The sequence below is a fragment of the Ancylobacter oerskovii genome (assembly GCF_018390555.1).
Taxonomy (GTDB): domain Bacteria; phylum Pseudomonadota; class Alphaproteobacteria; order Rhizobiales; family Xanthobacteraceae; genus Ancylobacter; species Ancylobacter oerskovii.
Genome location: NZ_JAHBGB010000044.1, coordinates 194,942 through 213,245, shown reverse-complemented (window position 1 = coordinate 213,245; position 18,304 = coordinate 194,942). Strand labels below are relative to the sequence as shown.

The window sequence follows — 18,304 nt, the reverse complement described above, 5'->3', positions numbered from 1 at the left end:
CGCACCATGGGCTTCAAATGCGGCATCGTCGGCCTGCCGAACGTCGGCAAGTCGACCCTCTTCAACGCGCTGACGCAGACGGCGGCGGCGCAGGCGGCCAACTATCCGTTCTGCACCATCGAGCCGAATGTCGGCGACGTGGCGGTGCCGGACCCGCGGCTCGACACGCTGGCGGAAATCGCCGGCTCGGGGCAGATCATCCCCACCCGCCTCACCTTCGTCGATATTGCCGGCCTGGTGCGCGGCGCGTCGAAGGGCGAGGGCCTCGGCAACCAGTTCCTCGCCAATATCCGCGAATGCGACGCCATCGCCCATGTGGTGCGCTGCTTCGAGGATGGCGACATCACCCATGTCGACGGCAAGATCGCGCCGCTCAACGACATCGACACCATCGAGACCGAGCTGATGCTGGCCGATCTCGAGAGTCTCGAGAAGCGCGCCCCGGCGCTGGAGAAGAAGGCCAAGGGCGGCGACAAGGAATCCAAGGAACTGTTCGACCTGATCAGCCGCGCCCTCGTCCTGCTGCGCGAGGGCAAGCCGGCCCGCCTGGTCGACGTCAAGCCGGAGGAGCAGAAGGCCTTCCGCATGCTCGGCCTGCTGTCCTCGAAGCCCGTGCTCTATGTCTGCAATGTCGAGGAAGCCTCGGCGAAGGAGGGCAACGCGCTCTCCGCGCAGGTGTTCGAGCAGGCGGCGAAGGAAGGCGCCAAGGCGGTCGTCGTCTCCGCCAAGATCGAGAGCGAGATCGCCGTGCTGCCGCCCGAGGAGCAGAAGGAATATCTCGAGGCCATCGACCTCGACGAGCCCGGCCTCAACCGCGTCATCCGCGCCGGCTACGAGCTGCTGCAGCTCGTCACCTATTTCACCGTCGGTCCGAAGGAAGCGCGCGCCTGGACCATCACCGCCGGCACCAAGGCGCCGGGGGCGGCGGGCGTCATCCATACCGATTTCGAGAAGGGCTTCATCCGCGCCGAGACCATCGCCTATGACGACTACGTCAAGGGCAAGGGCGAGGCCGGCGCCCGCGACGCCGGCCGGCTGCGGCTCGAAGGCAAGGAATATGTCGTCGCCGATGGCGACGTGCTGCATTTCCGCTTCGCCAACTGACCCGGCCAAGGCCGGAACAACGAGCGGCCGTGGCGCCCCGCGCCCGGCCTCCCCGCCTCCAGCGGGGACGCCCAGGGGGCAAGGCCGCTCCCGTCGAGCGCCCCCGTTCCGCCCACTGCTGGTGTGGCCGATGACAACACCGCTCCCTCGGGGCGTCCCGCTCGCCGGCCGCGCCTGTCGCCACCGGGCCCAGCGAGCTGGCGAGGTGCCCCCGGGACCCGCCGGCCACGGAATCGCCGAGACGTGCGCCTCGGCCCTTTCCCCGGCCACCTCGAGTTCAAAACCCCACGCCCGGGCGGCCGAACGCGCCTGCCCGCCTCGTGCCCGCGGTCGACAACCGCCTCGCGAAAGGCCGGAAGCCTGAGGCGGATCGCCGTCGTCGCGGCGAATGGCTTGACCTCGACGCGCCCCTCGCCTGTCATAAAGGCTGGAGTCGGGGACGGAGCGGGGGCGCCTATGCTCTTCTGGGAGGACTTCCACGAGGGCCATGTCGCGGTGAGCGGGCGCTATGTGGTCGGCCGCGAGGAAATCGTCGCCTTCGCGCGCAAATACGATCCCAACCCGCTGCATCTCGATGACGCCGCCGCCGGCGCCAGCGCGGTGGGCGGGCTCTGCGCCTCCGGCTGGCACATCTGCGCCATCGCCATGCGGCTGCTGGTGGACGGGGTGCTCGCCAATGCCGATTGCCTCGGCTCGCCGGGCGTCGACGAGGCGCGCTTCCTGGCCCCGGTGCGGCCCGGCACGGTGCTGAGCCTGCGCCGCCACATATTGGAGACCCGCTCCTCGAAGAGCCGGCCGGACATGGGCATCGTCAAGATGCGGCTCGAATTGCTGGACGCCGGGAACCGGCCGGTGTGCGAGCTCACCGGCGCCTTCATGCTCGGCCGGCGCAATCCCGGCTTCCGGCCGGCCTGAGGAGGGCGTCATGGACTTCTTCGAGGATGTCGTGGTCGGCACCGTCACCCCGCTCGGCTCGCACAGCTTCTTCGCCGAGGAGATCACCGCCTTCGCCCGCAGCTTCGATCCGCAGCCCTTCCATCTCGACGCCGCGGTCGGCGCGCGCATGCATTTCGGCGGGCTCGCCGCCTCCGGCTGGCACACCGCGGCGGTCGCCGCCCGCCTGCGGGCGCAGGCCATCGCCCGCCATCATGCCGAGTTGCACCGGCAGGGCCGCCCGGTGCCGCGCATCGGCCCCTCCCCGGGCTTCAAGAACCTCAAATGGCTGCGCCCGGTGCTGGCCGGCGATACCGTCACCTTCGCCAGCGAGGTGATCGCGAAGAAGCCGAGCGCCAGCCGCCCGGAATGGGGCCTCGTCTTCACCCACGAGACCGGCACCGATCAGTTCGGCCGCCCGGTCTTCGCGCTCGACGACTGCGTCTTCGTCGAGCGGGAGGAAAGCTGAGCGGCGGCGAAAGCCGTCTAGGCGACCTGCGTGGGGATGCCGGCTCTCAGCCGCGCCCGCTCGGCCAGCCGGCGGGCCAGCGCCGGCGGCAGCTGGCGAGACGACTTCACGCGCGGCAGATCGATTTCCCGCATCGCGCCATTCGGTTCCCTCGCCGGCGCCTCCTGCCAATTGTCGAAGCGGCGACGGCTGACATTGTCGACGAAGCTCTCCGCCGGCACGCCCTCGGCGAGGATGAGGGCGTGGTCGTCCAGCTCCACATGGTAGTAGACGAAGCTTTCCGGCACGTCCGCGCGACGGGTGATGGTGACGTCGTTCACCAGCGCCCCGGCCTGCACCAGCAGGCCGTCCAGCCACAGCGCATGGTCGGCGGAAAGATGAAGGTCGCGCGCCGGCACCCCCTCGCCCAGCGCGCCCGCCTCTATGCGCACCGGCAGCACCCGCAGGGGATCGGTGAAGCGCGTGGAGACGGTCTGCCGCCCGAGCCAGCGCACCGGCCGCGCCGCGCCGCCGACGGTCCGCACGAGGTCACCCGCCTTCAGCCTCTCCACCGGCACCGCGCCTTCCGGCGTGGCGATCAGGGTGCCGGCGAGGAAGCAGGCCGGCGAATCCACGGCGCTGAAGGGCGTCTCGTCGCTCGGCTCGTAGGTGCGGTTGGTCACCCAGTAATAGGAACCGTTGCCGTCCTGCACCGCGATGCCGCCGTCGATCGTGCCGAGATAGGTAACGGGCGGGATCATCCCGGCCGGCGCGGGCTCGATGACGAGGGTTTCCGAGACCGAGAAGACACCGTCATCGGTCCCCTCCGTCACCGTGACGTTGCTGCCCAGCTGCGGCAGTCCATCGCCGGGGACGGTGCCGCCGGCGCCACCCGCCTGATAGAGGTAGCTGTAGGTCGCCGTCGCCATGCCCCATCCCCCGCTCGCCCGGCCAGCCGCGATCGTATGGCCATCTCGCGGAACAAGCTACCTGCCGACATGTGACGCCCCGTTGAAGCCCGGCCACCTCCGAAGAGGGCGCCGGAGCGAGGGCTGCCGGCCGGATCGTGGCGGGCATGGCGAAAGCCGGCGGACACCGCTGGCACCAAAAGCAAAGGGCCCCGCGAGGGGCCCTTGCCATAGCCGTCGCGACACCGCCCGGCAGGGCGGCGGCGTCAGTGGTCGTGGACCGCCTTCCACACCTTCTTCTTGGTGAAGTAGAGCAGGCCGGCGAAGACGATCAGGAAGATCATCACCTGGAAGCCCAGCCGCTTGCGGGCCTCCAGATGCGGCTCGGCCACCCACATCATGAAGGCGGTCACGTCGCGCGAATACTGGTCCACCGTCTGCGGCGTGCCGTCGGTATAGGTCACCTGGTCGGCGGAGATCGGCGGCGGCATCTTGATGAAGTGGCCAGGGAAATAGGTGTTGTAATGCCCGCCTTCCGGCACCTGCACGCCTTCCGGCGGATCGACATAGCCGTTCAGCAGCGCGTGGATGTAGTCGGGACCCTGCTCCTGATACTGGGTGAAGATGTCGATCAGGAAGCCGGGGAAGCCCACCTCATAGGTGCGCGCCTTGGCCAGCGTCGAGAAGTCCGGCGGGAAAGCGCCGCCGTTCGAAGCGCGGGCCGCCTGCTCGTTCGGGAAGGGCGAGGGCCAGCGGTCGGACAGCCGTGCCGGGCGCTCGAACATGTCGCCGGCGTCGTTGGGGCCGTCCTGCACCTTGTACTCTTCCGCCACCACCTTGGCCTGCTCTTCGCTGAAGTGCGGGCCGCCCGGCTGGGCGAGGTTGCGGAAGGCGAGCAGATGCGCCGAGTGGCAGGAGGAGCAGACTTCCTTGAACACCTGGAAGCCGCGCTGCAACTGCGCCTGGTCGAACTTGCCGAACGGGCCGGCGAAGCTCCAGTGTTCGCGGTGCGGCTTGGTGCCGCCATGTTCCTGGGCCGTCGCCGGGGCGAGGCCGCCGGCGAGCAGGAGGGCACCGGCCAGGGCGCCGCCGATCAGGCCGCGCCGCAGCGGGAGGGTGGAGAGCGAGGACATCAGCTTGTTCATCGTTCGATTCCCCGCTCAGCCCTTGGTCTGCGGCGCGTTGACGCCGACGGATGCGGGGGCGCCCCCCTTCTTGCCCAGCACCGCCTCGGTGATCGAGGCCGGCACCGCCTTCGGCTTCTCGAACAGGCCGAGCAGCGGCAGGATGATCAGGAAGTGGGCGAAGTACCAGAAGGTCAGGATGCGGCCGGCGACGATGTAGCCGCCCTCGGCCGGCTTGGAGCCCAGCCAGCCGAGCCCGATGCACACCGCCACCCAGATCCAGAAGAACTGCTTGAACAGCGGGCGGTAGACGCCCGAGCGCACCTTCGAGGTGTCCAGCCACGGCACGAAGAACAGCACGATGATGGCGCTGAACATGGTCAGCACGCCGCCGAGCTTCGAGGGGATGGCGCGCAGCATCGCGTAGAACGGCAGGTAGTACCATTCCGGCACGATGTGGGCGGGCGTCACCAGCGGGTTGGCCGGGATGTAGTTGTCGGCGTGGCCGAGATAGTTCGGGATGTAGAACAGGAACCAGGCGAAGAAGATCAGGAAGCACACCATGCCGAACGCGTCCTTGATGGTCGCGTAGGGGGTGAAGGGCACGGTGTCCTTCGGGGTCTTCGGCTCGACGCCGGTCGGGTTGTTCTGGCCGACGACATGCAGCGCCCAGATGTGCAGCACGACGACGCCGGCGATCATGAAGGGCAGCAGGTAGTGCAGCGAGAAGAAGCGGTTGAGCGTCGGGTTGTCGACCGCGAAGCCGCCCCACAGCCACTCGACGATGGTCGGGCCGACCACCGGGAAGGCCGAGAACAGGTTGGTGATGACGGTGGCGCCCCAGAAGCTCATCTGGCCCCACGGCAGCACGTAGCCCATGAAGGCGGTGGCCATCATCAGGAGGTAGATGATGCAGCCGAGGATCCACAGCACCTCGCGCGGCGCCTTGTAGGACCCGTAATACAGGCCGCGGAACATGTGGATGTACACCGCGATGAAGAACATCGAGGCGCCGTTCGCATGGATGTAGCGCAGCAGCCAGCCATAGGAGACGTCGCGCATGATGTGCTCGACCGAATCGAAGGCCAGCGTCACATGCGGCGTGTAGTGCATCACCAGCACCACGCCCGACAGGATCTGGCAGGCCAGCATCAGCGACAGGATGCCGCCGAAGGTCCACCAGTAGTTCAGGTTGCGCGGCGTGGGGTAGGCGACGAAGGAGGAATGGATCAGCCCGACCAGGGGCAGCCGACTCTCGAACCACTTCAGGGCCGGGTTCTTCGGCTCGAACGTTGCGTGTCCGCTCATCTGTCTCTTTCCCGGATGCTCGGCTCAGCCGATGGAGATCTTCGTGTCGGACACGAAATTGTAAGGCGGGATCCAGAGGTTCTCCGGCGCCGGACCGCGGCGGACGCGGCCCGCGCTGTCATATTCCGAGCCGTGGCAGGGGCAGAACCAGCCGTCATACTCGCCCATATGACCGATCGGGACACAGCCGAGATGGGTGCAGATGCCGATGACCACGAGCCACTTCTCGCGCCCCTCGCCCACCGCCGCGCGGTTGGCGTCGGTGGCGGGGGAATCGGGCGTCGCGAGGTTCGGATTGCGGGCGATCGGGTCCAGCAGCGCGGAGACCGGCACCGCCTTGGCTTCCTCGATGTCCTTCGCGGAGCGGTTCCACACGAAGACCGGCTTGCCCCGCCACTTCACGGTGACGATCTGGCCTTCCTGGATCTGGCCGAGGTCGACCTCGGTCGAGGAAAGCGCCAGCACCGAGGCGTCCGGCTGCAATTGCGAGATGAAGGGCCACACCAGGGCGGCGGCCCCGACCGCGCCCATGGCGCCGGTCGCGATATAGAGGAAGTCGCGGCGCGTGGTTTCCGCCGTTCCGGTTGATGCCACGAGTGTTTCCTTTCCCCTCACGCCCATCGAACGATGCACGAGGCGGCTCGCTACCCGAGCGGCGCGCCGCCGAAATGCCTGGCTGCCGACATGTCAACCGGCCACCCGCCCCTCGGCATGACGCAACGCCGATGCGGCCGGCCGCGCGGTCGGCTTACCTTCGACTGCCTCTAATTGCACCCTCCCGGCGCCTTGTCCAGATGACGGCAGTGCGGCAGTCCGCCCCGCCCCCCTGGCTTGCAAGACGCGCCGCCGCCATGATGTCGCCGCAATCCCGCCGTTTCCGGCGACCTTCGGTCAGCCCGACGCCCGGAACCGCCGCCATGCCGATCCGCCTCGCCCTCTACCAGCCGGATATCGCGCCGAATGCCGGCACGCTGGCGCGGCTCTGCGCCTGCCTGGCGCTCGAGCTGCACATCGTCGAGCCGGCCGGCTTTCCGGTGGGCGATGCCGGGTTCCGCCGCGCCGGCATGGATTATCTCGACCGTGCCGCGATCCGCCGGCATGCGAGCTTCGCGGCATTCGAGGCCTGGCGGGCGCAGGAGGGCGCGCGCCTCATCCTCGCCACCACGCGCGCGGCGGCCTCCTATGTCGATTTCCGATTCGCGGCGGGCGACGTGCTGCTGCTGGGGCGCGAGAGCGCCGGCGTGCCGGAGGCGGCGCATGCGGCGGCCGACGCCCGCCTGCTCATCCCGTTGGCCGCGGGCGCGCGCTCGCTCAATGTGGCGCTGGCGGGGGCGATGATCGCCGGCGAAGCGCTGCGCCAGCTCGGGGCGTTCCCGGCGGCCGGCACGGCGGCGTGAGGCTCACTCCGCCGCGATGTCCTTCTGCGGGGCATTTTTCGGCGCCGCGTCTTCCTCGACATCGATGAAGCCGCCGGACTGGCGCTGCCACAGCCGCGCATAGAGCCCGCCGCGCTCGATCAGCTCGGCATGGGTGCCCATCTCGACGATGCGGCCATGGTCCATCACCACCAGCCGGTCCATCCGCGCGATGGTGGAGAGCCGATGGGCGATGGCGATCACCGTCTTGCCCTGCATCAGCGCGTCGAGATTGGTCTGGATCGCCGCCTCGATCTCCGAATCGAGCGCCGAGGTCGCCTCGTCCAGCACCAGGATCGGCGCGTCCTTCAGCAGCACCCGCGCAATGGCGATGCGCTGGCGCTGGCCGCCCGACAGCTTCACCCCGCGCTCGCCGACATGCGCGTCGAGCCCCCGGCGCCCCTGCGGGTCGACGAGGTCCTGGACGAACTCCGCCGCATGCGCCCGCCGCGCCGCCAGCCAGATCGCCTCCTCGTCCGCCTCGGGATGGCCGTAGCGGATGTTGTCGCGCACCGAGCGGTGCATCAGCGAGGTGTCCTGCGTGACCACGCCGACACGGCCGCGCAGGCTCTCCTGCGTCACGCCGGCAATGTCCTGCCCGTCGATCAGGATGCGCCCGCCCTCGAGGTCGTAGAAGCGCAGCAGCAGGTTCATCAGCGTCGACTTGCCCGCCCCCGAGGGGCCGACGAGGCCGATGCGCTCGCCCGGCTTCACCGCCAGGTCAAGCTTCTCGATCACCCCGGAGCCCTTGCCGTAGTGGAAGCTGATGTCGTCGAAGCGGATCTCGCCGCGCGGCACCGCCAGCGCCGGCGCCGCCGGCCTGTCGATCACCGTGTGCGGCCGGGCGATGGTGAGGATCGCCTCCTGCACCGTGCCGACATTCTCGAACACGCCCGTCACCACCCACATGATCCAGCCGGACATGTTGGTGATGCGGATGGCGAGGCCGGTGGAGAGCGCGATGGCGCCGAGATTGATCGCCCCCGTCGACCACAGCCACACGCCGAGCGCGCCGACCGAGCCGAGCATCACGCTGTTCAGCCAGCTGACGCTCATCGCCATGCCGGTGATCTGCCGCTGCTGGGCGAGGAAGGCGTCGTTGTGGAGCTGCGTCGCCTCGCGGACATAGGCGTCCTCGCGGTCGGCATGAGCGAACAGCTTCACCGTCATGATGTTGGTGTAGCTGTCGACGATGCGTCCGGTCAGCGCGGAGTTGGTCTCCGACATCGCCTTGGACAGCGCCCGCACCCGCGGGATAAAGTAGGACAGCGCGAGGACATACAGCGCGATCCAGCCGACGATCGGCACCGCCAGCCGCCAGTCGGCCTCGGCGAACAGGATCACCGCGCTGATGGCGTAGACCGAGACGTACCAGAGCGCATCGATCACCTCGACCACCGAGCCGCGCACCGCCGGCCCGGCCTGCAGCACGCGGGTGGCGATACGGCCGGCGAAGTCGCTCTGGAAATAGGCGAGGCTCTGGCGCACTACCCAGCGATAGGATTGCCAGCGGATCAGGCTGGAGAAATTGGCGTTGATCGACTGCCGCACCAGGAAATCGTGCAGCGCCTGCGTCGCCGGCCGGGCGATCACCACCACGAAGGCCATCCACAGCAGCAGCCCGCCATGGTCGGCGAAGATCGCCCCCGGCGAGGAGGATTGCAGCAGGTCGACGATCTGCCCGACATAGCGGAACAGCGACACCTCGACGATGGCGACGAGGAAGGCCGCCGCCAGCGCGGCGACGAAGATCGGCCCGCCCTGCTGCACGAAATGCCAGTAGAACGCCCACAGCCCCTCGGGAGGGCGGGCCGGCGGCATGGGGCGGAAGGGGTCGAGGCGGTTCTCGAACCAGACAAGCAGACGCGTCAGCATGAGCAGCCTTTTCCGCCTTTCCTGCGGCGGGAGTATGTCGGGGCGGAACGGATGTGAACCAATAGGGAACAGACACGAGTCGCGCCCCCGATGCCAGCATGGATTTCCGCCGGCCCCGGTCTGCGGCCCGGCGACGCGGCCCTCGCCCTTTCGCGCGGGGGCGGAAAGGTTCTAGAAGCGTCGGTGCAGAAAGGAAGCCCGCCGATGTCCGACCAGAATATCGCCGACGCCGCCCGCAACGCGCCCGGCACGCCGCTCGATCCGGCAGGCGTCGAGCCGCTCAAGGCCGCCGCCCGCTCATGGTTCGAGGAACTGCGCGACCGCATCTGCGCCGCCTTCGAGGCCCTGGAGGACGAGGCGCCGGCCGCGCTCTATCCCGGCGCCCCCGGCCGATTCGAGCGCACGCCCTGGAACCGGGCCGACCACACCGGCGCGCCGGGCAGCGGCGGGGTGATGTCGGTGATGCGCGGCCGCCTGTTCGAGAAGGTCGGCGTGCACTGCTCCACCGTGTTCGGCGAGTTCGCCCCGGAATTCCGCAAGCAGATCCCCGGCGCCGAGGCCGATCCGCGCTTCCACGCCACCGGCATCTCGCTGATCGCCCACATGGCAAACCCGCATGTGCCGGCGGTGCACATGAACACCCGCCTCGTCGTCACCTCGCGGGCATGGTTCGGCGGCGGCGCCGACCTCACCCCGGTGCTGGAACGGCGGCGCTCGCAGGAGGATCCCGATGCGATCGCCTTCCACGCGGCGATGCAGGCCGCCTGCGACGCCCATGCGGTGGCCGACCATGGCCGGCTGAAGGCGTGGTGCGACGAGTATTTCTGGCTGCCGCACCGCAAGGAGCCGCGCGGCATCGGCGGCATCTTCTACGACTGGCTGGATACGGGCGATCGCGACGCCGACTTCGCCTTCACCCGCGATGTCGGGCTGGCCTTCCTCGACATCTATCCGAAGCTGGTACGCGCCAACTTCGCCACGCCGTGGAACGAGGCCGAGCGCGAGGAGCAGCTCATCCGCCGCGGCCGCTATGTCGAGTTCAACCTGCTGTATGACCGCGGCACGGTGTTCGGCCTGAAGACCGGCGGCAATGTGGAATCGATCCTCTCCTCCATGCCGCCCGTGGTGAAATGGCCCTAGGGGGCCGGCCGACGGGGGGCGACGCGGCCGGCCGGCGGCGCGCCTTCCTTCGGGCTTGTCAGGGGGTGGCGCCCTCGAATGCCGGCCGCGACGGGCCGATCCTGAACCGGGGTGCCACGGGCGGGTGTACCGCGTCGGCGGCAGCGGGCGGCGCCTCGACCTGAGCCACCGCCTCGGCAGGCGTGACGGCCTCGGCGGGCGCCGCGGCTTCGACAGATGCGACAGCTTCGGCGGGCACAGCGGCTTCGGCCGGGGGCACCGCCTCGGCGGCCGCGGCGGCGGGCGCCACCTGCCGGTACAGTACCCGCATCGAGGCGAGGTTGATGAAGGGGAAATCCTTCTTCAGCTCGATCGACGCCTCCAGCATCGGCAGGTCCACCGGCGGCGGGCCGCGGCGGCGCTTGATGGTGTCGTTGGAGCCGTGGCGCGTCCGCAGCCAGAGCGGCCGCTCGGACGAGATGAGGTGCACCGGGAAGCGCTTGTCCACCGTCATGTGGTTGCCGAGCTGGAAGGCGCTCAGATAGCGCTCCGCCGACGACACCACGCCGAGCCCCAGCGCGAGGAAGGGCAGCTCGCTCTTCTGCAGCTGCACCACCTCCTCCGCCGCCGGCGCAATCGTCCAGCCATTGACCGGGGAGATCACCGTGCCGTCGGGCAGGTTGTCGGCATGGGCGCCGATCATCTCGATATAGGAGGGCGGTAGGGCATCGTCGTCGTCGAAGCGGTAGGAGAACAGCCGCCCCCCGGCCGCCAGCTCGACCGATACCCGCTTGGGTGCCATCTTGAAGCTGTGCCCCTCCTTTATCTGCACGATGCGGATATTGGGATAGGGCGCGATCATCTCCCGCAGCCGCTTCTGGCAGAAGCTCGGCAGGTCGGCATTGATGATGACGAGGGCATGGGAACGGGGATGCCGGGTGAGCGCCGCATAGGTCGGCAACGCATAGCGGCGGAAGATCTCCAGCCGCAGCATCAGCCGGTCCTTGTCGAACACCCGCAGCTTGGCTTCCTCGAGGGTGAGGTGCCGCGTTGATTCGAACCAGGTCAGCGAATCCGGCGTGACCAGGCTGAATCGCGTCAGTCCGACGAATGTGATCGACATTCCCTAGCGACCGCTCCTCGTGCCCGAGGGGAAGCTAGGTCGGGCATCTCCCAAGGTCAAGGAAAGATGCCCATGCGGAAGAGTTCGGCGCGCATCGCCGCCGCCCGGCGGCGCCCGGCGGCGCCCGGATCGGGCGCGGAAGGCCGCCCGCGCGCCCTTCCCCCGGCGGCGCGGGCGCTAGCGGATCTCGAAGCTCACCAGCCGCCCGCCGCCCTCGCGCAGCCCGTCGAACAGCAGTACCGCCCGCAGCGCGCCGCCCTCGTGCTTCAGCGGCAGCAGCGCCTCCGGCTTGGCCTCGCCGCCGAAGGCCGGCAGGTTGGCCACCAGCGCAGCGCCGTCGCCGGGCAGCGTGCGGTAGACCGCATAGTCGCCATAGACCACGCCCCGGCCGGCCGGCGGATCGAGCTGCGGACCGGCGAGAATGAGCAGGCCGGACCCGAAGGCGACGAGATCGCGCACGCCGCGCGGCGCCCCCAGCGTGTCCTTGCCGAGATCGTAGGTGATCAGCTCCGGCTTGCCCGGCGCGCCGCCGAACAGCGAGCCGAGCGGCACCGCCACCACCGCCGCGCGCCCTTCCACCGTCGGGGCCCTGAGCCCGGCCAGCAGCCGGCCCTCGCGCACCGCCACGCCCTCTATGTTCAGCCCGTGCTCGGCCAGCTTGCCGTCGAAGGCGCCGGCCAGCTGCGACACGGCGCGCAGGAAGGCCGGCAGGTCGGTGGAGACCTCGATCGCCGGCCGCGGCCCCCTTATGTCGCCGCTGCGGCTCACCGAGCCCGGCACGAAGCGGATGCGGAACACCCGCCACGTCGCCTTCGCCCGGGCATTGGCCACCGCCGGGTCGCTTTCGCGGCGCGGCCGGCCATGCGAGCCGATCACGTAGAAGGCGCCGTCCGCATAGGCGACGCCCTCGGCGTCGAGCGACAGCGGCTCGCCGGCATGGCGGTCGGAGATCAGCGGGATGAAGGCACCGGCGACGCCCTCATTGCGCCGGGCCATGACGATCTGCACGCCCTGCGCCTCGTCGTCGGCGATCACGCATAATCGCGGCAGGGCGTTGCCGTCCTCGCAGGCGATGCCGCTGATGTCGCGCGCGGTCTTGAAATCGAGCTTCTTGCTGCCGCCGGATTCGAGCTTGCCGAACAGCCGCCCCTCGATGGGCCAGTCCGCCTCGTCGGCCGCCGAGGGTGCGATGCCGGCCACCAGGAGCGGCACCGCCAGCAGACCGAACCGCAAAGCCCGCACCCAAGCGGCAACCATGGCATCACCCGAAACGACGCAAGGGTGTCATTGAACCACCCTTCCCGCGTCGCGGCCAGAGGCGCGCGGGCTCAGGCCGGCGGCATCTCGCTCATGTGAAACACCTCCCAGATGTGACCGTCGGGGTCCTCGAAGCCGTGCGAGTACATGAAGCCCAGATCCTGCGGCGGACGCGGCACCGCGCCGCCGGCGGCGCGCGCCTTGGCCACCAGCGCATCCACCGCCTCCCGGTCGTCCACCGCCAACGCCACCAGCGCCTCGTTGGCCTTGCTGGTGTCGGCGATCTCCTTGTGGGTGAAACTCTTGAAATACGGCTCGACCAGCAGCATGGCGTAGAAATTCTCGCCGATGATCATGCAGGTGGCGTTCTCGTCGGTGAACTGCAGGTTGAAGCTGAAACCGAGCGCGGTGAAGAAATCCACCGAGCGTTTCAGGTCCTTCACCGGCAGGTTGACGAAGATCTGCCGGGCGACATGCAGGCCCTCATCGGCCATGAGCGCTCTCCTTCCCCTGGGTAGGATCGCACTATGGCATGGCCCGTCCTTCAGCGGTCGTCGGCGAGTACCGTCGCGACGAGTTCGTCCAGCACGCCGGGGTCCTGCGGGAAGCCGGCCTCGATCCACGCCTCCTCCGCCCGCTTCATCGCCGCGCCCAGCGCCGGGCCGGGCGTCAGCCCGCGGGCGAGGAAGTCCGCCGCCTTCAGCGGAAAGGCCGGGATCGGCCAGTCCCGCGCAATGTCGATCAGCGCCCGCCAGCCCTCGTCGTCCACCGCGGCGCCGGAACGGGCGAAGGCGATCAGCGCCCGGTCGGTGAAGCGCTCGCGCCCCATGCGGTAGAGAAACGCCTTCTGCCCCTTCTCGCATAGGCCCGGCGTCGGCGCCGGGCCGGCCAGCGCCACGAGCCGCGCCGCCTCGGCACGCGACAGCCGCAGCCGCTCGGCCAGCGCTTCCGCCTCCGCCTCCTCGCGCACGGCGAGCGCGCCGAGCCGGCGCAGCGCGTCCGGGGCGAGCCCGAGCGCCGCCTCGATCGCGGCCAGCCGCGCAAAGGCCGCGACATCGCCCGGCCGCCCGAGCACCGGCTCCAGCAGCCCGGCGGCGTCCATCTCGACGAGGGTGTCCGCCGCGCGGGGCGCCACCAGCAGCTTCAGCACCTCCGCCCGCACCCGCTCGCGCGACAGCCGGGCGAGGCCCTCCCGGCCCCGCACCGCCGCCGCCAGCGCCTCGGCATCGACCGGGCCGTGGCCATAGCCGGCATGGAAGCGGAACAGCCGGAGTATGCGCAGGTAATCCTCGGCGATGCGGGTGTCGGCGTCGCCGATGAAGCGCACCCGCCCGGCGCGGGCATCGGCCTCGCCGCCGGTGAGGTCCACCAGCTCGCCGCCGCGCGTCAGGTAGAGCGCGTTCATGGTGAAGTCGCGCCGCGCGGCGTCGCGCCGCCAGTCGCGGCCGAACGCCACCTGCGCCCGCCGCCCGTCGGTCGCCACGTCCTCGCGCAGCGTCGTCACCTCATAGGGCCGGCCCTCGGCGATCACCGTCACCGTGCCGTGTTCGATGCCGGTCGGCACCGGCTTGAAGCCGGCCGCCTTCGCCCGCCGCGTCACTTCCTGCGGCGGGGCGGTGGTGGCGATGTCGACGTCGCCGCGCGTGCCGCGTCCCACCAGCCAGTCGCGCACCGCGCCGCCGACGATGCGCGCCTCCTCGCCCTCGCCGTCGAGCACGTCGAGCAGGCGGGAAAGGCCGGGATGCCCGGCGATGAGCGGGTGTTCCGCGCGGGTCATTCGATATGGCCGGGCGTCAGCCTGCCGCCGTCCCAGGTCGGGGGCACGTAGCGCCCGGTGGTCGGCCCGCGCGTCCCGGCCTCGAAGACGAACAGGCTCGCCGCCACCAGCGCCACCCCGATGAACAGGCAGGCGGCGAGCGCGCGCGTCGACCAGCCGGACAGCGCCGCATCCACCCGCCGGCCGAAGCGCAGATACAGCGCGAACAGCACGAAGGGCGTGAGGAACAGCAGGATATTGGTGATCGCGATCCGCAGCATCAGCCATACACCCGTTCATAGAGGCTGCGCAGTATGCCCGCCGTGATGCCCCAGATGCGCCGCTTGTCATAGGTCATGGCGTGGAAGGTGCGCATGAACCCCAGCCATTCGCGGCTTTCCTGCTGGTGGTTTCCCGGGCTCATCAGGAAGTCGAGCGGCACCTCGAAGGCCTCGTCGACCTCGCCGGGATTGAGCGTCAGGCCGAAATCCGGCGCCACCAGCGCGACCACCGGCACGATCCGGTAGCCGGTGCGGGCGAGATAGCTGTCGAGATAGCCGAGCGGCGATACCAGCCTGCGGTCGAGCCCCACCTCCTCCTCCGCCTCGCGCAGCGCGGCGTGCAGCGGGTCGGGGTCGGTCGGGTCGACCTTGCCGCCGGGAAAGGCGATCTGGCCGGCATGGCTCGGCAGATGCGAGGAGCGCAGGGTCAGCAGGACCGTCGGGTCGGGGCGCGCCACCACGGGAATCAGCACCGCCGCCGCCCGCACATTCTCCACCAGCTCGCGGAATTCCGGCGTCAGTTCGTGGTCGCCGCGCACCGGCACCCCGTCGAGGTCGGGGGCGCGCAGCAGCCGCGCATTGGCGCGGGCGACGAAGTCCTCCACCCGCGGCGAGGCGGCCAGCAAGGCATCGGAAACGGCAGGCAGCGGCACGGCGGCGGTCATTCTCTCTCTTCCGTCTCTTCGGCGGCGGCGATCGGGAAGAACGCCCCGGAGGAAGCGACGCCGAACAGCCGTCGCCCTTCGGCCTCGCGCACCTCGCCGCGCTCGACGAGCTCGAGGAACACCGGCCGCGTCAGCCGCGCCCACAGGCCGCGTCGCACATATATATAGGGGCGCACCGCGCCGTCCGCCTGTGCGTCGAAGCGCAGCGGATGCGCCGCGTCGCAGATCACCCAGTCGTCGAGATTGGTGCGGAAGGCAAGGCCGGGCTCGCCGCGCGCCGGCCCGTCCGGCATGGCTTCCTCCGCCCGCATCTCCACCGCCAGGAACGGCGCGTCCTCCACCGTGATGCCGAGCTTCTCCACCGGCGTCACCAGCACATGGCGCTCGCCCTCGCGCCGCATCACCGAGGCGAACAGCCTCACCAGCGCCGGCCGGCCGATCGGCCGGCCCTCATGATGCCAGCCGCCCTCGCGGTCGATGCGGATGTCGATGTCGCCACAATCCGGCGGGTCCCAGCGCTCCAGCGGCGGCCCGCCCGCGCCCTTCGCCGCGGCGATCGACCTCATGAAATCGTCAAATCGCCCGGAAGTGTCTGAAGACATTTTTCTTTCTCTGTCACATGGACTTAATCGCGCAGTCGTGATCCCCCGCCCGATAGTCGACGCGATCAGAAGATAGCGTAAGCTTCACCGACAGGAAGCCCGCTCGCCCCCTCGCGCCGGCGCCGGATTATGTGCGTTGCAATATGAAATCTTGCATCGCAACATAGCCGGCAAGGCGTCGCGGGGCCGGCTGCCGGCCCGGGCCGGCAGCACCGGGCGTCCGCCGCAAAGCGGCTCGCGGGCTGGTGTGGTCTCGAGCTTGCAGAGTGTTCGGGGAAGTGCCGATGGAGCCCGGCATGCCGCAAGGCCTGCCGGTCGGAAGCAAGGTTGAAGGAGCACGACATGACGTCCGCGACCGGCGAGAACTTCGAATCCCTCGACGCCATGATCGTCCGCTCGGCGGAGACGACGGCGGCGAATGTGCGTGCCGCCAAGGCCGGCATCGGCCAGGTCATCTTCGGCCAGGAGGCGGTGGTGGAGCGCACGCTCATCACCATCCTGTCCGGCGGCCACGGCCTGCTCGTCGGCGTACCCGGCCTCGCCAAGACCAAGCTGGTGGAGACGCTCGGCACCGTGCTCGGCCTCGACGCGCGGCGCGTGCAGTTCACCCCGGACCTGATGCCCTCCGACATCCTCGGCGCCGAGGTACTGGAGGAAGGCGCCGGCGGCCGGCGTTCCTTCCGCTTCATTCCCGGCCCGGTCTTCGCCCAGCTTTTGATGGCGGACGAGATCAACCGCGCCTCGCCGCGCACCCAGTCGGCGCTGCTGCAGTCGATGCAGGAAGGCCATGTCACCGTCGCCGGCGCCCGGCACGACCTGCCCAAGCCCTTCCACGTATTGGCGACGCAGAACCCGCTGGAGCAGGAAGGCACCTACCCGCTCCCCGAGGCCCAGCTCGACCGCTTCCTGATGGAGATCGACGTCGACTATCCCGACCGCGACGCCGAGCGGAAGATCCTGTTCGACACCACCAGCGCCGAGGAGACCCGGCCGAAGGCGGTGATGACCGCCGACGAGCTCGCCGCCGCCCAGCGCCTCGTCCGCCGGCTGCCGGTCGGCGAATCGGTGGTGGAGGCGATCCTCACCCTCGTGCGCTCCGCCCGTCCGGGCCCGGATGCCGGGGCGTTGTCGAAGTTCATCGCCTGGGGCCCCGGCCCCCGCGCCTCGCAGTCGCTGATGCTGGCGGTGCGGGCCCGCGCCCTTCTGGACGGCCGCTACGCCCCTTCCGTCGACGACGTGGTGGCGCTGGCCGAACCCGTGCTGAAGCACCGCATGGCGCTCACCTTCGCCGCGCGGGCGGATGGCGAGACCGTGCCGGGCCTCGTCGCCAAGCTGGCGGCGAAGATCGGCTGATGCAGGGTGGCGTGGCGTAGGATGGGTTGATGGAATTCGACGCGGACAATGCCGTCAGAAGCGCGGCGCAGGACGCCGCCGGCCTGGTCGCCGCCATGCCGCGTCTGGTGCTGGAGGCGCGCCGGATCGCCGCGAGCGTCTATCACGGCCTGCACGGGCGCCGCCGCGCCGGCTCCGGCGAGAATTTCTGGCAGTACCGCCGCTTCGTCGACGGCGAGCCTTCCGCGCGCGTCGACTGGCGCCGCTCGGCGCGCGACGACCATCTCTATGTGCGTGAGCGCGAATGGGAGGCCGCCCACACGGTGTGGATCTGGCCGGACCTGTCGCAATCCATGGTGTTCGCCTCGCCGCTGGTCTGGGAGACCAAGCGCGACCGCGCCCTCGTCGTCGCCTTCGCCCTCGGCGAGCTGCTGGTGAAGGGCGGCGAGCGGGTCGGCATTCCCGGCGTCATGCGCCCCTCCGCCTCGCGCCGCATCGTCGAGAAGATGGCGGAGTCGCTCATCCACGCCCATACGCTGCCGCAGAGCCTGCCGCCGGCCTTCGCCCCCTCGCCGCTCGCCGAGGTGGTGCTGCTCGGCGATCTGTGGAGCCCGACGCCCGAGGTGGTTGCCAGCCTCGCCGGCCTCGCCGCGTCCGGCGCCCACGGCCATGTGGTGCAGGTCTGCGACCCCGCCGAGGAGACCTTCCCCTATTCCGGCCGCGTCGAGTTCCGCGAGCCGGAAAGCGGCACGCTGCTCACCATCGGCCGCGCCGAGACGGTGCGCGAGGACTATGTCGAGCGCGTCGCCCGCCACCGCGCCATCATCCGCCGCGAGGCCGAGCGCCGCCTGTGGAGCTTCCTCGTCCACCGCACCGACCGGCCGGCGAGCGAGCTGCTGCTCGCCCTGCATGCCCGCATGGCCGGCGGCGCCGGCGCGGTGCCGCCCATGCCGTCCGGCGTGCCGGAATATGAGGGCGAATCCGACGAGCGCGGCGCCCATGCCGGGGAGATCCACGAACCGGCGGGCGCCGCAGGAGGCCATGGCTCATGAAC

Annotated in this window: 19 protein-coding genes; 7 read left to right on the top strand and 12 right to left on the bottom strand. The window is 70.1% G+C overall.

Annotation, left to right across the window (positions count from 1 at the left end; translation table 11 throughout):
• The first annotated feature begins 6 nt into the window (after positions 1-6).
• The 3 genes from ychF to KHC19_RS22025 all read left to right on the top strand — a co-directional run bounded on the left by ychF (position 7) and on the right by KHC19_RS22025 (position 2,506).
• On the top strand, positions 7-1,104 hold the full coding sequence (gene ychF, locus KHC19_RS22035) for a redox-regulated ATPase YchF (protein ID WP_213355563.1): 1,098 nt from the start codon (positions 7-9) through the stop codon (positions 1,102-1,104).
• Positions 1,105-1,560: 456 nt separating this feature from the next.
• The gene (locus KHC19_RS22030; RefSeq protein ID WP_213355562.1) at positions 1,561-2,019 is read left to right on the top strand and encodes a MaoC/PaaZ C-terminal domain-containing protein; all 459 of its coding nucleotides are present in this window, start codon (positions 1,561-1,563) and stop codon (positions 2,017-2,019) included.
• Positions 2,020-2,029: 10 nt separating this feature from the next.
• Positions 2,030-2,506, top strand: a complete 477-nt coding sequence (locus KHC19_RS22025; RefSeq protein ID WP_213355561.1) for a MaoC/PaaZ C-terminal domain-containing protein — start codon at positions 2,030-2,032, stop codon at positions 2,504-2,506.
• Between the two features lie 17 nt (positions 2,507-2,523).
• Here the strand turns inward: KHC19_RS22025 and KHC19_RS22020 are convergent, their stop codons facing one another.
• From KHC19_RS22020 to petA, 4 genes are all read right to left on the bottom strand, one after another.
• Positions 2,524-3,414, bottom strand: a complete 891-nt coding sequence (locus KHC19_RS22020; protein ID WP_213355560.1) for a Hint domain-containing protein — start codon at positions 3,412-3,414, stop codon at positions 2,524-2,526.
• Positions 3,415-3,659: 245 nt separating this feature from the next.
• Positions 3,660-4,538 carry a cytochrome c1 gene (locus tag KHC19_RS26390; protein WP_246549345.1) on the bottom strand — a complete coding sequence of 293 codons (879 nt, stop codon included), beginning with the start codon at positions 4,536-4,538 and terminating at the stop codon, positions 3,660-3,662.
• A 15-nt stretch (positions 4,539-4,553) separates the two neighbouring features.
• Positions 4,554-5,825 carry a cytochrome b gene (locus KHC19_RS26385; protein ID WP_213355559.1) on the bottom strand — a complete coding sequence of 424 codons (1,272 nt, stop codon included), beginning with the start codon at positions 5,823-5,825 and terminating at the stop codon, positions 4,554-4,556.
• 24 nt (positions 5,826-5,849) lie between these two features.
• A complete protein-coding gene (petA, locus tag KHC19_RS22005; protein ID WP_213355558.1) occupies positions 5,850-6,419 on the bottom strand; it encodes a ubiquinol-cytochrome c reductase iron-sulfur subunit in 570 nt (189 codons plus the stop codon).
• A gap of 323 nt (positions 6,420-6,742) precedes the next feature.
• On the opposite strand from petA, the gene KHC19_RS22000 reads away from it, so the two are divergent.
• Complete coding sequence (locus KHC19_RS22000; RefSeq protein ID WP_213355556.1) at positions 6,743-7,222, top strand: tRNA (cytidine(34)-2'-O)-methyltransferase; 480 nt, start codon at positions 6,743-6,745, stop codon at positions 7,220-7,222.
• Positions 7,223-7,225: 3 nt separating this feature from the next.
• On the opposite strand, the gene KHC19_RS21995 is transcribed toward KHC19_RS22000, so the two are convergent.
• On the bottom strand, positions 7,226-9,115 hold the full coding sequence (locus KHC19_RS21995; RefSeq protein WP_213355555.1) for an ABC transporter ATP-binding protein: 1,890 nt from the start codon (positions 9,113-9,115) through the stop codon (positions 7,226-7,228).
• Positions 9,116-9,319: 204 nt separating this feature from the next.
• Between KHC19_RS21995 and hemF the strand changes: the two genes are divergently transcribed.
• The gene (gene hemF / locus KHC19_RS21990) at positions 9,320-10,255 is read left to right on the top strand and encodes an oxygen-dependent coproporphyrinogen oxidase (protein ID WP_213355554.1); all 936 of its coding nucleotides are present in this window, start codon (positions 9,320-9,322) and stop codon (positions 10,253-10,255) included.
• A 58-nt stretch (positions 10,256-10,313) separates the two neighbouring features.
• On the opposite strand, the gene KHC19_RS21985 is transcribed toward hemF, so the two are convergent.
• From KHC19_RS21985 to KHC19_RS21955, 7 genes are all read right to left on the bottom strand, one after another.
• Positions 10,314-11,357 carry a glycosyltransferase gene (locus KHC19_RS21985; RefSeq protein WP_213355553.1) on the bottom strand — a complete coding sequence of 348 codons (1,044 nt, stop codon included), beginning with the start codon at positions 11,355-11,357 and terminating at the stop codon, positions 10,314-10,316.
• 177 nt (positions 11,358-11,534) lie between these two features.
• Positions 11,535-12,614 carry a DUF3616 domain-containing protein gene (locus tag KHC19_RS21980; RefSeq protein WP_213355552.1) on the bottom strand — a complete coding sequence of 360 codons (1,080 nt, stop codon included), beginning with the start codon at positions 12,612-12,614 and terminating at the stop codon, positions 11,535-11,537.
• Between the two features lie 71 nt (positions 12,615-12,685).
• A complete protein-coding gene (locus tag KHC19_RS21975) occupies positions 12,686-13,108 on the bottom strand; it encodes a VOC family protein (RefSeq protein WP_213355551.1) in 423 nt (140 codons plus the stop codon).
• Between the two features lie 50 nt (positions 13,109-13,158).
• Complete coding sequence (locus KHC19_RS21970) at positions 13,159-14,391, bottom strand: CCA tRNA nucleotidyltransferase (RefSeq protein ID WP_213355550.1); 1,233 nt, start codon at positions 14,389-14,391, stop codon at positions 13,159-13,161.
• On the bottom strand, positions 14,388-14,651 hold the full coding sequence (locus tag KHC19_RS21965) for a DUF6111 family protein (RefSeq protein WP_213355548.1): 264 nt from the start codon (positions 14,649-14,651) through the stop codon (positions 14,388-14,390). The genes KHC19_RS21970 and KHC19_RS21965 overlap by 4 nt, the downstream gene beginning before the upstream one ends.
• The gene (locus KHC19_RS21960; protein ID WP_213355546.1) at positions 14,651-15,316 is read right to left on the bottom strand and encodes a CoA pyrophosphatase; all 666 of its coding nucleotides are present in this window, start codon (positions 15,314-15,316) and stop codon (positions 14,651-14,653) included. The genes KHC19_RS21965 and KHC19_RS21960 overlap by 1 nt, the downstream gene beginning before the upstream one ends.
• Entirely contained in the window at positions 15,313-15,882 is a 570-nt protein-coding gene (locus KHC19_RS21955) for a DUF1285 domain-containing protein (RefSeq protein ID WP_246549343.1), read from the bottom strand. The genes KHC19_RS21960 and KHC19_RS21955 overlap by 4 nt, the downstream gene beginning before the upstream one ends.
• Positions 15,883-16,260: 378 nt before the next feature.
• Here KHC19_RS21955 and KHC19_RS21950 point away from each other — a divergent pair, with 378 nt between their 5' ends.
• Together KHC19_RS21950 and KHC19_RS21945 are read left to right on the top strand one after the other, a co-directional pair.
• The gene (locus KHC19_RS21950) at positions 16,261-17,271 is read left to right on the top strand and encodes an AAA family ATPase (protein WP_213355544.1); all 1,011 of its coding nucleotides are present in this window, start codon (positions 16,261-16,263) and stop codon (positions 17,269-17,271) included.
• A 29-nt stretch (positions 17,272-17,300) separates the two neighbouring features.
• Positions 17,301-18,302 carry a DUF58 domain-containing protein gene (locus KHC19_RS21945; RefSeq protein ID WP_246549341.1) on the top strand — a complete coding sequence of 334 codons (1,002 nt, stop codon included), beginning with the start codon at positions 17,301-17,303 and terminating at the stop codon, positions 18,300-18,302.
• The last annotated feature ends 2 nt before the right edge of the window (positions 18,303-18,304 follow it).

Excerpts from the sequence above, each read along its gene's own strand:
- ychF (WP_213355563.1), top strand. The coding sequence starts at position 7 with ATGGGCTTCAAATGCGGCATCGTCGGCCTGCCGAACGTCGGCAAGTCG.
- KHC19_RS22030 (WP_213355562.1), top strand. The coding sequence starts at position 1,561 with ATGCTCTTCTGGGAGGACTTCCACGAGGGCCATGTCGCGGTGAGCGGG.
- KHC19_RS22025 (WP_213355561.1), top strand. The coding sequence starts at position 2,030 with ATGGACTTCTTCGAGGATGTCGTGGTCGGCACCGTCACCCCGCTCGGC.
- KHC19_RS22020 (WP_213355560.1), bottom strand. The coding sequence starts at position 3,414 with ATGGCGACGGCGACCTACAGCTACCTCTATCAGGCGGGTGGCGCCGGC.
- KHC19_RS26390 (WP_246549345.1), bottom strand. The coding sequence starts at position 4,538 with ATGAACAAGCTGATGTCCTCGCTCTCCACCCTCCCGCTGCGGCGCGGC.
- KHC19_RS26385 (WP_213355559.1), bottom strand. The coding sequence starts at position 5,825 with ATGAGCGGACACGCAACGTTCGAGCCGAAGAACCCGGCCCTGAAGTGG.
- KHC19_RS22000 (WP_213355556.1), top strand. The coding sequence starts at position 6,743 with ATGCCGATCCGCCTCGCCCTCTACCAGCCGGATATCGCGCCGAATGCC.
- KHC19_RS21995 (WP_213355555.1), bottom strand. The coding sequence starts at position 9,115 with ATGCTGACGCGTCTGCTTGTCTGGTTCGAGAACCGCCTCGACCCCTTC.
- hemF (WP_213355554.1), top strand. The coding sequence starts at position 9,320 with ATGTCCGACCAGAATATCGCCGACGCCGCCCGCAACGCGCCCGGCACG.
- KHC19_RS21985 (WP_213355553.1), bottom strand. The coding sequence starts at position 11,357 with ATGTCGATCACATTCGTCGGACTGACGCGATTCAGCCTGGTCACGCCG.
- KHC19_RS21980 (WP_213355552.1), bottom strand. The coding sequence starts at position 12,614 with ATGGTTGCCGCTTGGGTGCGGGCTTTGCGGTTCGGTCTGCTGGCGGTG.
- KHC19_RS21975 (WP_213355551.1), bottom strand. The coding sequence starts at position 13,108 with ATGGCCGATGAGGGCCTGCATGTCGCCCGGCAGATCTTCGTCAACCTG.
- KHC19_RS21970 (WP_213355550.1), bottom strand. The coding sequence starts at position 14,391 with ATGACCCGCGCGGAACACCCGCTCATCGCCGGGCATCCCGGCCTTTCC.
- KHC19_RS21965 (WP_213355548.1), bottom strand. The coding sequence starts at position 14,651 with ATGCTGCGGATCGCGATCACCAATATCCTGCTGTTCCTCACGCCCTTC.
- KHC19_RS21960 (WP_213355546.1), bottom strand. The coding sequence starts at position 15,316 with ATGACCGCCGCCGTGCCGCTGCCTGCCGTTTCCGATGCCTTGCTGGCC.
- KHC19_RS21955 (WP_246549343.1), bottom strand. The coding sequence starts at position 15,882 with ATGAGGTCGATCGCCGCGGCGAAGGGCGCGGGCGGGCCGCCGCTGGAG.
- KHC19_RS21950 (WP_213355544.1), top strand. The coding sequence starts at position 16,261 with ATGACGTCCGCGACCGGCGAGAACTTCGAATCCCTCGACGCCATGATC.
- KHC19_RS21945 (WP_246549341.1), top strand. The coding sequence starts at position 17,301 with ATGGAATTCGACGCGGACAATGCCGTCAGAAGCGCGGCGCAGGACGCC.